11 protein-coding genes are annotated in these 14,698 nt (G+C 73.0%); 4 read left to right on the top strand and 7 right to left on the bottom strand.

Annotated elements, in window-relative coordinates; genetic code table 11:
- Positions 1–15: 15 nt before the first annotated feature.
- The 3 genes from CHC04_RS18940 to CHC04_RS24615 all read left to right on the top strand — a co-directional run bounded on the left by CHC04_RS18940 (position 16) and on the right by CHC04_RS24615 (position 3,682).
- Positions 16–1,224: a fatty acid desaturase family protein gene (locus CHC04_RS18940; RefSeq protein WP_089405481.1), complete on the top strand. Its 1,209-nt coding sequence runs from the start codon at positions 16–18 to the stop codon at positions 1,222–1,224.
- Positions 1,225–1,477: 253 nt separating this feature from the next.
- Positions 1,478–2,371: a restriction endonuclease gene (locus tag CHC04_RS18935; protein WP_089405544.1), complete on the top strand. Its 894-nt coding sequence runs from the start codon at positions 1,478–1,480 to the stop codon at positions 2,369–2,371.
- A 177-nt stretch (positions 2,372–2,548) separates the two neighbouring features.
- A complete protein-coding gene (locus CHC04_RS24615; RefSeq protein ID WP_217897451.1) occupies positions 2,549–3,682 on the top strand; it encodes a CatB-related O-acetyltransferase in 1,134 nt (377 codons plus the stop codon).
- A gap of 67 nt (positions 3,683–3,749) precedes the next feature.
- Here the strand turns inward: CHC04_RS24615 and CHC04_RS18925 are convergent, their stop codons facing one another.
- The 6 genes from CHC04_RS18925 to rpsF all read right to left on the bottom strand — a co-directional run bounded on the left by CHC04_RS18925 (position 3,750) and on the right by rpsF (position 12,118).
- Positions 3,750–5,657, bottom strand: coding sequence for an Ig-like domain-containing protein (locus tag CHC04_RS18925; protein WP_089405480.1), 1,908 nt, complete (start codon positions 5,655–5,657; stop codon positions 3,750–3,752).
- A 231-nt stretch (positions 5,658–5,888) separates the two neighbouring features.
- Positions 5,889–9,746 (bottom strand): replicative DNA helicase, encoded by a 3,858-nt coding sequence (locus CHC04_RS18920; protein ID WP_089405479.1) that lies wholly within the window; start codon positions 9,744–9,746, stop codon positions 5,889–5,891.
- Between the two features lie 798 nt (positions 9,747–10,544).
- On the bottom strand, positions 10,545–11,000 hold the full coding sequence (gene rplI / locus CHC04_RS18915; protein ID WP_089405478.1) for a 50S ribosomal protein L9: 456 nt from the start codon (positions 10,998–11,000) through the stop codon (positions 10,545–10,547).
- Between the two features lie 2 nt (positions 11,001–11,002).
- Positions 11,003–11,239, bottom strand: a complete 237-nt coding sequence (gene rpsR, locus CHC04_RS18910) for a 30S ribosomal protein S18 (RefSeq protein ID WP_073422051.1) — start codon at positions 11,237–11,239, stop codon at positions 11,003–11,005.
- A 97-nt stretch (positions 11,240–11,336) separates the two neighbouring features.
- Complete coding sequence (locus tag CHC04_RS18905; protein WP_089405477.1) at positions 11,337–11,828, bottom strand: single-stranded DNA-binding protein; 492 nt, start codon at positions 11,826–11,828, stop codon at positions 11,337–11,339.
- 2 nt (positions 11,829–11,830) lie between these two features.
- Positions 11,831–12,118 carry a 30S ribosomal protein S6 gene (gene rpsF / locus CHC04_RS18900; RefSeq protein WP_089405542.1) on the bottom strand — a complete coding sequence of 96 codons (288 nt, stop codon included), beginning with the start codon at positions 12,116–12,118 and terminating at the stop codon, positions 11,831–11,833.
- A gap of 173 nt (positions 12,119–12,291) precedes the next feature.
- Between rpsF and CHC04_RS18895 the strand changes: the two genes are divergently transcribed.
- Positions 12,292–13,104: a deoxyribonuclease IV gene (locus tag CHC04_RS18895; RefSeq protein WP_089405476.1), complete on the top strand. Its 813-nt coding sequence runs from the start codon at positions 12,292–12,294 to the stop codon at positions 13,102–13,104.
- 78 nt (positions 13,105–13,182) lie between these two features.
- Here the strand turns inward: CHC04_RS18895 and CHC04_RS18890 are convergent, their stop codons facing one another.
- Positions 13,183–14,640, bottom strand: a complete 1,458-nt coding sequence (locus CHC04_RS18890; RefSeq protein ID WP_245817460.1) for a glycosyltransferase family 87 protein — start codon at positions 14,638–14,640, stop codon at positions 13,183–13,185.
- Between the last annotated feature and the right edge of the window lie 58 nt (positions 14,641–14,698).

Genomic DNA, 14,698 nt, shown 5'->3' with positions numbered 1-14,698 from the left:
CGCTGGGAGACACGCATGACCGTCGTGCAGAAGAAGACCGACAACCCGATCGCCCACCTCACCGCCGACGACGTCGAGCTCCTCGGCAAGGAGCTCGACGAGATCCGCCAGGAGGTGATGGACAGCCGCGGCGAGTCCGACGCGCGCTACATCCGCCGGGTCATCGACGTGCACCGCAAGATCGAGCTCGGCAGCCGCGCCGTGCTGCTCGCGTCGGGCTTCCCCCCGGCCTGGGTGCTCGGGACGATCGGGCTCTCGGTGGCCAAGATCCTCGAGAACATGGAGATCGGGCACAACATCCTGCACGGGCAGTGGGACTGGATGCGCGACCCGAAGATCCACTCCACGACGTGGGACTGGGACATGGCCAGCCCGGTCGAGCAGTGGAAGCACTCGCACAACGAGCTGCACCACACGTACACGAACGTGATCGGCAAGGACAACGACCTCGGCTACGGCATCATGCGCGTCGACGAGGACCAGCCCTGGACGCCGATGTACCTCGGCCAGCCGCTGTGGAGCTTCATCAACGCCTGCTTCTTCGAGTACGGGATCGCCGCCTACGACCTCGAGCTCGGCGCGGTCCTCGCGAAGAAGCAGACGAGCGACCCGGAGTTCCGCAAGCGCGCCAGGGCCGTGCTGGTCAAGATCGGCAAGCAGGCGCGCAAGGACTACCTCGTCCACCCGCTGCTGTCGGGCCCCAACTTCTTCGCCACCCTGGCGGCGAACTTCACCGCCAACATCGTGCGCAACCTGTGGTCGAACTCGGTGATCCTCTGCGGGCACTTCCCCGAGGGCGTGGAGACCTTCGAGAAGAAGTCGATCGAGGGCGAGACCCGCGGTGAGTGGTACCTGCGCCAGATGCTCGGCTCGGCCAACATCTCCGGCTCCAAGGCGATGCACGTCCTGACCGGGAACCTGTCGCACCAGATCGAGCACCACCTGTTCCCCGACCTGCCGAGCAACCGGTACGCCGAGATCGCCCCGAAGATCCGCGACCTGTTCGACCGCTACGGGCTGAACTACCACACCGCGCCGCTGCCCCGGCAGGTCGGCTCCGCCTGGCACAAGATCATCCGGCTGTCGCTGCCCAACGGCTGGCTCCAGAACACGACGGCCCGCAACCTGCCGTCGCAGCTGGCCAAGCTGTGGAAGATGACCACCGGCGAGCCGAAGGTCCGCCGCCGGCTCATCCGTGAGCAGGCCGCCCTGGCCGCCGCCTGACGCGCGCCGTACGCCTCGGTGACCGGGGCCGGGTCCACAAAGGACCCGGCCCCTTTCCTGTTTGGGCTGGAGACAATTACGGAGGGTCGGCCCAGCCCCTTACCAGTCAGCGTCCCCTGGCCCTGACGCAGGAGGTCGCTAGTCGCCTGGATACGGTAACAAGGAATCATCAAGCGACGTCTGTCCATGGTGGAACTCGAACAGCCGGTGGCGAGACTTCAGGATCGCGCCCGCCGAAGGGGTGAGTGCGCCGATGCAGATGCCAGTGTGGGAGGGGTTCCTCGTCCCTGTCCTTCAAGTGCTCTCGGACGGACGAGTGCGTAGTCGGCGGGAGATGTCGAAGCTCGTCGCCGATCAAGTCGGCCTCACCGAGGAGCAGCGGGCGGAGATCCTTGCGTCTGGCCAGACCAAGGTGGATAACCGAATCGGCTGGGCACTGTCCGGGCTGGCCCGCTCGGGGGCGATCGACCGTCCCGTCCGCGGGCAGTACGTCATCAATGAGCACGGTCGCGCCCTCCTGAGTCAGCATCCGCAGGGCCTGACCGAACGCATCCTGTTTCCTGGCTACCGCCCACCCCGCCGAGCAGCAGTCACTCCCACGCAAGAGACTGCCGCGGAAGCGGACACAGATCTTGATCCGCTCGAGCAGATCGATCAGGGCGTCACTCGTTACACCGCCGACATCGCCGAACAACTGGTGGAGCGGCTTCGCGCCCAAGAGCCGGCCTTCCTGGAACAAGCCGTGCTCGACCTGTTGGTGGCCATGGGTTACGGCGGCGCCGAGAAGCAGGTCCGTCGGCTGGGTGGCTCTGGTGACGGCGGAGTTGACGGCGTGATCGACCAAGACCCACTTGGCCTCGACCGCGTGTATGTACAGGCAAAGCGCTACGCGACAGACAACATCGTCGGCCGCGAGACGATCCAGGCCTTCGTCGGCGCCCTGCACGGCCGACACGCCAGCCGGGGCATCTTCATCACCACGAGCCGGTTCACCCAGCACGCACTGGACTACGCGGCGACGATCAACGCTCGCGTCATCCTGATCGACGGCGAGCGACTGGCCCGGCTGATGATCCAATACGGCGTCGGGGTCCAGACTCGACACACGTACCACCTGGTTGAACTGGACGAGGACTTCTTCGAGTAGCCGGACGAGTCCGGCACGTCTCCTTCGCTCCTACGGGTCGTCGATGACTGTGCCGCGCTGATCCCGGGGAAGATCGTCTGGTCAAGTTCACCATTGCCCTGGTCACCGCAGCCTGCGCAGCTGCCCTCTCGCGTGTCCGGGCCACGTCGCGGCACGCCCGGCACCTACCGTCGGCCCGTGCTGGTGAGCATCGTCCTCGTGGCCGACACCCGGGTCTCCGCCGTCGAGGCGTCGCTGGAGGCGCTGGTCGCCGCCGTGGGCACCGCCGAGGCCGCCGGGCACGCGGTCCAGACGGTGGTCGTCGACAGCTCCGGGCGCTTCGACGTCGCCGACTTCCTCCGCCTCGTCGAGGGCGCGGAGGTGGTGCGCGCCCCCGGCGCCGACCGCGCCACCGCCCTGCTGCTGGGCCTGGACCGCGCCGACGGCGACGTCGTGTGGGCCGGCGGCACCGAGGGCTGCGCGGTCCCGACGGCGGTCACCGCCCTGGCCGAGGCCGCCGCCCGCGCCGGCGGGGTCGCCGTCGCCGCACCCGACGACCCCGCACCGCACGTCGCCGCCCCCGCCGGGCTGCTGCGGCGGTGGGCCGGCCCCGGGGACGACGCCGAGGCGGCCGACCCCGTGCCCCGCCTCGTGCGCCGCGCGCTGGCCGAGGGCGTGCCGGTCACGCCCTGCGCCGGCGCGGGCAGCCTGCGCGAGCGCGTGCGCCGGCCCTTCGGCGGCAGCCCCGGCGTCGTCGCCGGCCCCGGCACCTACGCCGGCCAGCGCACCCTCGTGCAGACCTTCACCCCGCTGGACCGGGTCGAGCTCGGCGGCTACTGCTCGATCGCCGACGACGTGCGCATCGTGCTGCCCGGTGGCCGGGTGTACGACGGGGCGGGGGAGGAGCTCGTGCTCGACCAGCGCGGCCTGCACCGCCCGGAGACCGCCTCCACCTTCCCCATCGGGATCCTGGTGCCCGACGAGCCCTACGACGAGCCACCGCCCGGTGTCACCGGTGAGCGGCTGGTGGTCGGCGACGACGTCTGGATCGGCTACGGCGCCACGCTGCTCGGCGACGTCACCGTGGGCACCGGCTCGATCGTCGGCGCGCGGGCGCTGGTCAACGCCGACGTCCCGCCCTACTCCGTGGTCGGCGGGGTGCCCGCCCGGGTGATCCGGCGGCGCTTCCCCGACGACGTCGTCGACCGCCTGCTGCGCGTCGCGTGGTGGGACTGGCCGCCGGTGACCGTGCAGGGCGCGCACCGCTGGTTCGGCCGGCCGGTCGGCGACTTCCTCGACCACTTCGACCCCGGCTCGCTGGCGCCGGCCTGATCGCTGGACACGGACGAGGGGCCCGGGACGACGGATCGTCCCGGGCCCCTCGGTGGTCAGCGGCCGGTCAGGGCCGGAGCGCCGGCTGCGGGAAGTTGAGCGAGAGCAGCACCGACGGGTCCTCGACCGGCACCTCCCACACGTTCCCGTCCCCGTCGGGGTCGACCACCTCACCGCGGCCGAGGAAGGCCGCCACCTGCGCCTGCCCCTGCGGCGAGGACGGGTGCGGCAGCACCAGCAGGAACGAGTGCGGGTTGGGCAGCGGCGGCGTCGCCCGGTCGTTGCGGTAGAGACTGGTCCGCGACCACAGGTCCCCTGCGTCGACCAGCGTGTACGACGTCGGGTTGGGCACCGTCTGGTCGCCGTAGGCCACCTGCACCAGCACCCGCTCCGGCTCGATGAGCGGGGCAAAGGTCTCCGGGCTGCCCGGGCGGGACAGCCAGGTCGACCGGGCCAGGTACTCCTGGATCTCCACCGCACCGGGCACGGTGACCGTCACCGGGCCCTCGCCGCGCAGCGGCAGCTGCTCCTGGAAGCCGTTCCGGGTCGGGTCGTCGCTGTTGAGCAGGCCCGCCGCGTCCAGGGCCGCCGCGGTGAGCGGGCGGAAGGACGGCGACAGCCGGGCGATCTCGGCGACCGGCCCGCCGGGCACGTTGAGCACCGATCGGGTGACCGCCGGGTCGACGCCGGTCAGCATCGTGCCGTAGATGCCGCCGAAGCTCTGCCCGAAGTAGGTCACGTCCTCGCCGGAGAGGTCCGGCGTCCCGTCGCGGTCGACGTCGGTGCCGCCCAGCGAGCGGATCAGCGTCATGTTGTCGGCGGCGGTCTGCCGCAGGGCGTCCCGGGACGACTGCGCCGCGGCGGCACCGGTGGCCGAGGACCCCTCGGTGGACTCGATGGCGTCGTCGCCGTTCTGGTCGGTCCCGCGCCCGTAGGCGGGGATGGTCGTCGTCGTGCCCCCGCTGGTGACGACCCAGCCGCTCTCGGGCCCGTACCCGTGACCGACGACGTTGGTGCCGATGGTGGCGATGCCGTTCCTCGCGTTCTCGACCGCGGCGAGGAAGACGGCGTTGGTCGAGCTGGTGAACCCGTGGCCGAACACGGCCACCGGCCAGCCGCCGGGGGGCGGGGTGCCGGGGGGCAGGACCGCGACGAAGGGCAGCTGCTCGGCCCCGACCGGGCGCGGACCGGCGTCCCCGGTCGGCGTCTGGGGGATGGTGACGTCGGGCGTGAGCCAGGACGGCGCCTGGAACGAGCCGAAGACGATCGTGCCGCCGAGGGCGGCCGTGGGGACGGGGGTGGGCGTCGGCGCGGGGTCGGTGGCGCCGCGGTCGGTGGCCCAGGCGACCGTCGTCCCCCGTGCAGGGAAGGCGCCCTGCACCTGCAGGGCCGGGTCGTCGATCCCGACGGCGGCGAAGGCGTCCCCGCTGTCGAGCTGCCGCTGGATGTCCAGCAGGCCGTCGGTGGCGCTCATCGTGGTGAACGTGTCGTGGGTGGCCTTGTTGGCCGGGCCGCCCTGGACGCGCAGCCGGTAGGTCGTCGACGGCGCCAGCTGCTCGGCCGGGTGGGCGTAGAGCGTGTTGGTCGCCGGGTCCCACACCACGCGGTCGACGCCGATGCGGGCGTCGGTGCCGGCCGGCTGCAGGGTGATGCGGGCGGCGGTCGCGGCCGGGTCGACCGGGCCGCTGAACCGCACGGCGATCCGCGGGTCGAGGTCGAACCCGTCGAGCTGGTTGAGCTGCTGCACCAGTCCGCAGGCGATCGGGGCGCCGCACCCGTCCGTGGGCAGCGCCACCCGGCGTCCGGTCAGCTGGGCGGGGTCGCGGACGGTCAGCGAGTCGGTGGGGAAGACCGAGAGCGGCTCGGGCTTGTCCGGGGCGGCCAGGGCGGGGGTGGCGGTGACCGTCACGGCGGCGGTCAGGGTCAGTGCACCGAGGAGCGACGAGGTCGCCCGGTGCCAGCGTCGCTGCTGCACAGGCTTCTCCAGGTTGAGGGAGGACGCCCCTTCCTAGTCGACCGAGATCCGGATCACAAATCCGCAGCGGTCCCGCCACGGCCGGTCACTCGACCGCCCGCGGTTCGACCACCGGGCCGGAGTGCTCCACGTGGAACACCGCGCGTCCGGCGGCGCCGGCCCGGCGTCCCCACGGCGCACGAGGGCCCGGGACCGTGACGGTCCCGGACCCTCGGACCCGGTGCGGCGCGCTCAGTTCGCCATGTCGACGAAACGGCTGTAGTGGCCCTGGAAGGCGACGGTCACGTTCGCGGTCGGACCATTCCGGTGCTTCACCAGCATGATGTCGGCCTCGCCGGCCCGCGGTGACTCCTTCTCGTACATGTCCTCGCGGTGGATCATCATGACCATGTCGGCGTCCTGCTCGATGCTGTTGTGGACGGCGATGCCCTCGGCGACGAAGTTGTGCCCGCCCAGCACCGTGGCGTCGTAGACCTCCTCCTCGGCGCCCTGCTCGACGGAGACGATCTCGTCCCACTGCAGGTCGTTGACCGCCTGGATCTCCAGGTCGGCGTCGTCCAGGACGGCCGCGATCCGCCCGAGGCGCTCGCGGCTGGGCGCGTGCTTCCACGTGGCGCTCCCGCAGAAGGCCGAGTCCATGGCGGCGGCGAAGGCGCGGTGGCTCATGCCCTTCTCCTCCAGGACCGCCCGCACCCGCTCCCAGACCTGCACCGGCACCGTGTCGACGTTCGGGTTGCCCGACGTCTCCCGGACGATCCCCAGGAGGCGCTCGGCGGCGGCCCCGCGGGACCCGTGGACGCCGATCTCGCCCAGGAAGCGCCGCTGGTCGTCGCAGCCGCTGACGTCGAGCGTCCAGCCGTCCCGGTAGCCGGCCTTGCGGACCCGGCGGATGCGGCAGGAGATGCCGAACCGCAGCAGCAGCCGGGAGACGTCGTCGACGAGCCGGCGGCTGGTCGAGGCGTAGTACACGCGCCCACCCCGGCCGTTCCCGTTCACCGTGACGGATCCGTCGGTGGCCCACAGGTGCCGCAGGAACGTCGCGATCTGCTTCTTCGGCAGGGAGAACACCGGCTCGGGCACGAACTTCTCGTGGCTGCGCAGGCCGGACAGCCCCAGCTCGTCGAGCCACGCCGCGATCGGGTTGCGACGGCCGCGGGTCAGCGGGAACGGCGACCGCAGCCGCAGGGTGGTGCAGCGGGCCGCGGCGTACTCGTCCCGCACCGCCACGACACCGAAGTGCAGCGCCGCCGCCGTGACCGCCCGCAGGTTCTCCTCGTCGATCGAGGCGTAGCGGAGGGGTTGGCGCCGGACGAAGCTGCCGTCGCCGATGAGGTGGGCCAGCAGGACGACCCGCTCGTCCTCCCACACCGTCATCCGGTCGGGCGCGGGCACGTGCCGCGGCACCGCGATGCGGTCACCGGGCACCAGCTCCCCGAGCGGCCGGAACCCGTCGTAGGTGAGGAACGGGTGGTTGGCCGTGGCGCGCACCGTCTTGCCGGACGCGGTGGTCAGCGCCAGGACGGGCTTGCGGCCGGTGGAGAAGACGTGCGTCAGGTGACGGCGGACGTAGCGGAGGTTGTCGTCGAGCGCCCACACCGGGACGTCGGTCGCACCGGCCGTGAACAGCTCACCCATCGTCGTCTCGGCGCCCGTGTCGGCCCGGAGCACACGGGTCCCCGCAGGCAGACACCCCGACTCGCGGAGGTCCGACAGCATCGGCTTCTTGTCCTGCCGCTGCTCGGACCCACGGTTGAGCTGCGACATGGCGATGACGGGGACCTCGAGCTCCTTGGCCAGCAGCTTGAGGGCACGGGAGAACTCCGAGACCTCCTGCTGGCGGCTCTCGACGCGCTTGCCCGACGTCATGAGCTGGAGGTAGTCGATGACCACGAGCTTGAGGTCGTTGCGCTGCTTGAGGCGCCGCGCCTTGGCCCGGATCTCCATCATCGTCATGTTCGGCGAGTCGTCGATGTAGAGCGGCGCGTCGGCCACCTCGCCCATGCGGCGGGCCAGCTTCGACCAGTCCTCGTCGGACAGCGTGCCGGCGCGCATGTGGTGCAGCGGCACCTTCGCCTCGGCCGACAGCAGACGCATGGTGATCTCGTGCTTGCTCATCTCGAGCGAGAAGATGCACGTGGCCATGTGGTGCTTGACCGCTGCCGACCGCGCGATGTCCAGCCCGAGGGTCGAGTTGTGCGTCGGGACGAAGCTGCGGCCGGCGAGGAAGAGGGAGTCGGCGGCGTCGACCTGGATGCACCGCACGGGCACGCTCGGCACCGGCCGGACGTCGGTGATGAAACGGACGCCACGGGCGGTGAACGTCCGAGCACCCCGCTCCTTGTGCAGCAGCTTCTTGCGTTCGAGGCGGAACACCTCGTCGTCGGTGCTGAAGGTGAGCGTGTAGCAGGTGGACGAGGCCTCGTTCCGGCCGCGGACCCGCCTGGTGCTCATCCGGACGCGGTGGCCCAGGCTCGCGATCAGCTCGCGGGCGTCCTCGGCCAGCCGGCGGCTGGTGACGGCGAACTGCACCGCGCCCCCGCCCGTCACGGTGCCGTCGGTGTCGAGCAGGCCGGCGAGCAGCGCCCGCCGCTGGGCCACCGACGCGCGCAGGTAGGCGATCGGGACGTGCTTGTCGCCGAGCACGCCCAGGCCCCGGAGGAGGGCCGTGACGGTGCCGTGGTCGTCCCGGCAGCCCTGGCACGGCGCCAGGCCGCTGGACGGGCTGCCGCAGTCGGGGCAGGTGGCCTGGATGCCGATCCCCCCACCGGCCCGCAGCGCGCCGCCGCAGGTCTTGCCGCACGTCTGCACCTGCGAGGTCCGCGGCACGAACGGCCGGCCGCACATCGGGCACGGTCGCTGCGCCGCCCCGGGGCGGGCCGGCAGCCGCAGGGAGTACCGCCGGTCGACGCCCGTCGGCACGACGACCAGGCCCTCCGCCTCGATGTGGGCGGCGATCTCCGGGTCGGCGCTGGTGTAGTGCGCCGCGGCCGACGTGCCGTCGCCGAGCCACACACCGAGCGCGTACGGCGGGACGGGCAGGTCGGCGGCGGGCAGGTCGAGCGGGGCGGCGTTGGACACGGCGTGGTTGAGCCGCCGGTCGGCGGTGGCGCAGCGGAGGGTGCGGGCCAGTTCCTCCGTGGTGCGGACGCGGGCCTGCCCACGCGCGCCGAGCCGCCTGGCGGCGCGGTCGGTGGTCACCCACTGGTGCTGGCCGTCGGCGACGATCATCGAGCCGTCGGAGAAGTGGACCTCGTAGCAGGGCCGGTCGGTCATGACGCCGGTGGCGGCCACGACCGTCGTCGGGCGGCCGTCGGCGCCCAGCACCCGGTCGCCGACGGTGATCTCGCCCATCGTCGTCCAGCCCGTGGGGGTGGGGACGGGGGTGTCGAGGGCCAGCGCCTTGCCCACACCGGGACGGGCGGCGATGACGACCATCTGCCCGGCCTGCAGGCCGTTGGTGAGCTCGTCCAGGTCGCGGATCCCGGTGGGCACGCCGCGGGCGGTGCCGCCGCGGGAGGCGATGGCGTCGAGCTCGTCCATCGTCGGCTGCAGGATGTCCTCGAGGCGCGAGTAGTCCTCGCTCATCCGCTTCTCGGTGACCTCGTAGATCTCCTGCTGCGCGCGGTCGACGATGTCGTCGACGTCGCCGCGCCCGCCGGCCGCGCCGTAGCCGAGCTGCACCACGCGGGTGCCGGCCTCCACGAGCCGGCGGAGGGTGGCCTGCTCGGCCACGATCTGGGCGTAGTAGCCGGCGTTGGCCGCCGTGGGCGTCGAGGCGATGAGCGTGTGCAGGTAGACCGCGCCGCCCATCTTCGACAGCTGGTCGGTGCGGTTGAGCTCCGCGGCGACGGTGATGGCGTCGGCCGGCTCCCCGCGGCCGTAGAGGTCGAGGATCGTGTCGTAGATGACCTGGTGCGCCGGCCGGTAGAAGTCGTTGCCGGTCAGCTGCTCCACGACGTCGGCGATGGCGTCCTTGCTCATCAGCATGCCGCCGAGCACCGACTGCTCCGCCGCGACGTCCTGCGGGGGCTGCCGGTCGTACGCCGGCGCCGTCGCCTGCGGCCGGCTGAAGTCGTCGGCCACCGCCACCTGGGTACCTCCCTCCGCTCACGCGCACGCTGACCAGCCCCGGCCTGCCCGGCCGGGGCCCGGTGGGGGAAGCACCAGGACGCGCGTCGCCTGCACTCGAACGCCCGTTCGAGGTCCGTGGTACCGGGAGCCACCGACAGTTCTCGCAGTTCCCGGCGCCGGAGAGGACCGTAGGAAGCGACGGCGCGTCCGTCCAACACCCCGTGTGCACCGCGTTCTGCACAACTTGTGGACAAGTCGGTGGACAGCCCGAGTCGACATGTGGAGACGGGCGGGACACCGGCCGGACATCCCGTGGTCCTGGGGGTGTCACCTGCGCCGGGTCCGCCCACCGGCTGTGGACACGAGAAACTCGGCGCGCCGCACGCCCGGGCGTGTCGTGTCGTCCCGCCCGGCGCAGCCGTCACAGCACCGGCGGTGACGGCACACGGCGGACCGTCGCGGCACCGGGTGGGCGGGCCCGCCGACGGTCGCGCGGACGCTCCCCGCGGCCGGTGAACCCCTCGTGCACCGGTGGGCCGGGCCGCTGCAGGGGAGGGCCCAGTGGCGCCGCCGGGGCCGTGAGCGGGCCGCCACGGCCCGTCGGGCGCCCCAGTGACCCGGAGGGACAGCGCGGTCCCGTCGGCGCCGTGGTGACCGCGGTGCGCCCGTCGGTGGCGCCGGTCCGGCGCCGGGGCCGGAGACGACGCGAGGGGCGCCGGACGACGTCCGGCGCCCCTCCTGGCGACGTGCTGGAACGGCCCCGCTGCAGGGTCCCGCCGCGAGCGTGCGAGCGGTGGGGGGCAGCGGGGTCCTTCCTCAGCCGGCGACGACCTCGATCGCCAGCTGGGTGGTGACCTCCGGGTGCACCCGCACGGTGACGGTGTGCTGGCCGGTGGTCTTGATGCTGCTCGGCAGCTCGATGCGGCGGCGGTCGAGCTCCGGGCCGCCGGCGGCGGTGACGGCCGCGGCGACGTCGGCGGTGGTGACCCGGCCGAAGAGGCGGCCTCCGGCACCGGCACGGGCGGGCACCCGGACGGTCAGGCCGGACAGGCGCCCGGCCACCGACTGGGCCTCGTCGAGCGAGCGCACCTCGCGGGCGGCACGCGCCCGGCGCAGCGACTCGACCTGCTTCTCGGCACCGCGGGTGGCGACGATGGCCAGGCCGCGGGGCAAGAGGTAGTTGCGGGCGTACCCGCCCTTGACCTCCACGGTGTCACCGGAGGACCCGAGACCGGTGACCTCCTGCGTCAGGATCAGCTTCTGGGTGCTCATGGTCAGCGCGCCGTCGAGGTGTAGGGCAGCAGGGCCATCTCACGGCTGTTCTTGACGGCCGTGGCGACGTCCCGCTGGTGCTGGCTGCAGTTGCCGCTCACGCGGCGGGCACGGATCTTGCCGCGGTCGGAGATGAACTTCCGCAGCAGGGTCGTGTCCTTGTAGTCGATGTAGGTCGCCTTGTCCTTGCAGAACTGGCAGACCTTCTTCTTGGGCTTGCGCACGGGGGGCTTGGGCACTGGGTTCTCCAGGTACGGCTAGGTACGACTAGGGGTGTGGCCCCCTCGCAGGGCCCCGCGGCGAGCGGAGCGAGGCGTGGGGGGCGAGGGGGTCCTTCTAGAAGGGCGGCTCGTCGGACGGGCCGGCGGGCGTCGACCACGGGTCGCTCGCGCCGCCGCCACCACCGCCGAAGCCGCCGCCACCACCGCCACCGAAGCCGCCACCACCGCCGCCGCCCTCACCGCGGGAGGCGCGGGTGACCTTCGCGGTGGCGTAGCGCAGCGAGGGGCCGATCTCGTCGACCTCGAGCTCGATGACGGTGCGCTTCTCGCCCTCCTTGGTCTCGAACGAGCGCTGCTTGAGGCGCCCCGAGACGATGACCCGCGAGCCGCGGGTGAGGGACTCGGCCACGTTCTCGGCCGCCTGCCGCCAGACGTTGCAGCGGAGGAACAGCGCCTCGCCGTCCTTCCACTCCTGCGACTGCCGGTCGAAGGTGCGCGGCGTCGAGGCGACCGTGAAGTTGGCCACCGCGGCACCCGACGGCGTGAACCGCAGCTCCGGGTCGGAGGTCAGGTTGCCGATGACGGTGATGACGGTCTCGCCGGCCATGCTCAGTGGACCTCGGGCCGCATCAGCTTGGTGCGCAGCACCGACTCGTTGAGGTTGAGCTGGCGGTCGAGCTCGGCGACCGCGGCCGGCTCGGCCTGGATGTCGACGATCGCGTAGATGCCCTCGATGTGCTTCTTGATCTCGTAGGCCAGGCGGCGCCGGCCCCAGATCTCGGTCTTGACGGTGCCACCGGAGTTGGTGACGACGGTCAGGAACCGGTCGAGGGAGGGAGCGATCGTGCGCTCCTCCAGGTCGGGGTCGAGGATGACCATCAGTTCGTAGTGACGCACGGAGAACCCCACCTCCTCTGGTCTGGGCGGCTGCAGTCGGTCTGCAGCAGGAGGGTCGTACACGCGTCGCGCGCCCGGTTCCGCCGGGGACGGCGGACGGACGCGCTCCTCCAGGCTACCAGCGCGGCCGGGAGCCCCGGCCACCGTCACCGGACCTGACTACCGTCGCCGGGGTGAGCAGGCACCCGATCGGCGTCCACGTCGGACCCGGACTGACCGAGGACAACGAGCTCGACGCCGGGGGTCCGCTGGCCCGGGCGGCGGAGATGGACGCCGACGCCGTGCAGGTGTTCCTCGGCGACCCGCAGGGCTGGAAGAGCCCGCCGCCGCGCCCGGACGCCGAGGCGCTGCTCGCCGGCGACGTCGCGGTGTTCGTCCACGCGCCCTACGTGCTCAACGTGGCCTCGACCAACAACCGCATCCGCATCCCGAGCCGCAAGAACCTGGCGGTGCACGCGCGGGCCTCGGCGGCGGTCGGCGCCCGCGGGATGGTCGTGCACGGCGGGCACGTGCTGGCCAAGGACGACCCGGCGGCCGGGTTCGACAACTGGCGCAAGACGTTCGCGCGGCAGGCCGAGGACGGTGGCTTCCCGCTGCCGCTGCTCATCGAGAACACCGCCGGCGGCGAGAACGCGATGGCGCGCGAGCTGGGTGCGGTGGCGCGGCTGTGGGACGCCGTCGGCGAGTTCGGCGCGGGCTTCGTGCTCGACACCTGCCACGCCTGGGCGGCCGGCTGGGACCTCGCCACCGCCGTCGACGACGTCCGGGCGATCACCGGCCGGGTCGACCTGGTGCACCTCAACAACAGCCGCGACCCGCAGGGCTCGGGCCGGGACCGCCACGCGCCGCTCACCGCGGGCGAGATCCCGCTGGACCTGCTGCTCGGCCTCGCCCGCGCCGCCGACTGCCCCGTCGTCCTGGAGACCCCCGGCGACGCCGCGTCGCACGCCGAGGAGGTCGCCCTCGTGCGCGAGGCGCTCGGGTAGCCGGCCGCCCGGACGGCCGTCCTCCCTCACCCCGCGGCGTCCTCCCTCGTGGCCGGACGTGCGGGAGGACGCCCACGATCAGGTCACCTGGTCCCAGCGCCGCCGGCCGCGCAGCACCACGCGGTCCTCCGCGCCGTCCAGCGGACCGCCGGCGGGGTCGTCGACGGCCGGCCAGGAGGTGCGCACGACGTCGCCGTCGGGACGCCACACGTCCCGCACGACCAGCCCCACGAGCACGAGGACGGCGACGTCGCGGGCGGTCACCGCGAGGAAGAACCACTCGGTGCCCACGCCGCGCTCGTCGGTGCCGAGGTACCAGAGCATCCGCACCACCCACAGCACCGCCTCGGTGGCCTGCCACAGCAGCAGCGACCGCCACCGCGGCCGGGCCAGCACCGCCAGCGGCAGCAGCCACAGCGAGTACTGCGGGCTCCACACCTTGGTGACCAGCAGGAACCCGGCCACCAGCAGGAAGGCCACCTGCGCCACCCGCGGGCGCACCGGCGCGGCGAGGGTCAGCCAGCCGACGGCAGCGACCACCAGCAGCACGCAGAGCGCCACCAGCGCGTTGAGCACCACCGGCGTCTCGCCCTCGGCGAGCGGCCCGTCGAGGAGGTCGCCCCCGGCCGCGGTGATCGCGATGTTCCACAGCGTGTCCGGATCGGCCGGCCGGGTGCTGTTGAGCCGGAAGAACAGCGACCAGTTCTCCGGCGCCAGCAGCGCGACCGGGACGTCGACGACCAACCAGGCGACGGCGGCCGCCAGCGCCGCGCGCAGCCACACCCGCAGCCGCCCGGCGCGCAGGCAGAGCAGGAACAGCGCGCCGAGCAGCAGGGCGGGGAACAGCTTGGCCGCGGTGCCCAGACCCAGCAGCACGCCGGCCAGCACCGGCCGCTCGCGCGCCCACGCCCACAGCCCGCAGGCGGCCAGGGCGACGGCGAGCAGGTCCCAGTTGGTGAACGCGTGCACGAGCAGCAGCGGTGAGAGCCCGATCATCGCCGCGTCCCAGGGCCGGCGGCCGGAGGCGCCCAGCACCGCCCGGACGGTGACCAGCGCGCACAGGCTCAGCAGCAGGCAGGTGGCCGCGTAGTAGGCCTGCACCGGCGGCACCTGGGGGAGCAGGCCGGCCGCGCCGGCCAGGTCCTCGTAGCCGCGGCCGAGGACCGCCGCGAGCGCCATGAGCGCCCCGGTGAGCACCGGGTACTCCACGGCCGCGTCCAGGTAGGGGAGCGCGCCCTCGCCGAGGCCGTGGATGCCGAACAGCGGGACGGTGTCGGAGTAGCACAGGTGCGTGTACTGCACCGACCCCGCCCAGTTGCCGTCGGAGCACGGCGCCTGCTTGAGCCACGCGGCGGCCAGCACGACGGTGGCGTAGAGCAGGCAGACCCGCAGCGGCGTCCAGAACAGGGCGCGGCCGGTGACCGCGTGCCGGCCCCACGGGCCGCCGACGGCCTCGCTCGCCTGCGCGGCCACCCGGTCCGACCACGTGGGCACCACCCGGTCGGGACGGCGGCCGGCGCCGCGCGCGGGCGCCACCGCAGACGCCGCGGGCCCGTCCGCCGGCTGGGGTGCCGGAGCGGACGGGCCCGTGGGG

The sequence above is a fragment of the Geodermatophilus saharensis genome, assembly GCF_900188205.1.
In the GTDB taxonomy this organism is placed as follows: domain Bacteria; phylum Actinomycetota; class Actinomycetes; order Mycobacteriales; family Geodermatophilaceae; genus Geodermatophilus; species Geodermatophilus saharensis.
This window is presented reverse-complemented; position numbering and strand designations above follow the sequence as displayed.

What these genes read in the sequence shown, in the direction of transcription:
- CHC04_RS18940 (WP_089405481.1), top strand. Translation starts at nt 16, where the DNA reads ATGACCGTCGTGCAGAAGAAGACCGACAACCCGATCGCCCACCTCACC.
- CHC04_RS18935 (WP_089405544.1), top strand. Translation starts at nt 1,478, where the DNA reads ATGCAGATGCCAGTGTGGGAGGGGTTCCTCGTCCCTGTCCTTCAAGTG.
- rplI (WP_089405478.1), bottom strand. Translation starts at nt 11,000, where the DNA reads ATGAGCACCCAGAAGCTGATCCTGACGCAGGAGGTCACCGGTCTCGGG.
- CHC04_RS18905 (WP_089405477.1), bottom strand. Translation starts at nt 11,828, where the DNA reads ATGGCCGGCGAGACCGTCATCACCGTCATCGGCAACCTGACCTCCGAC.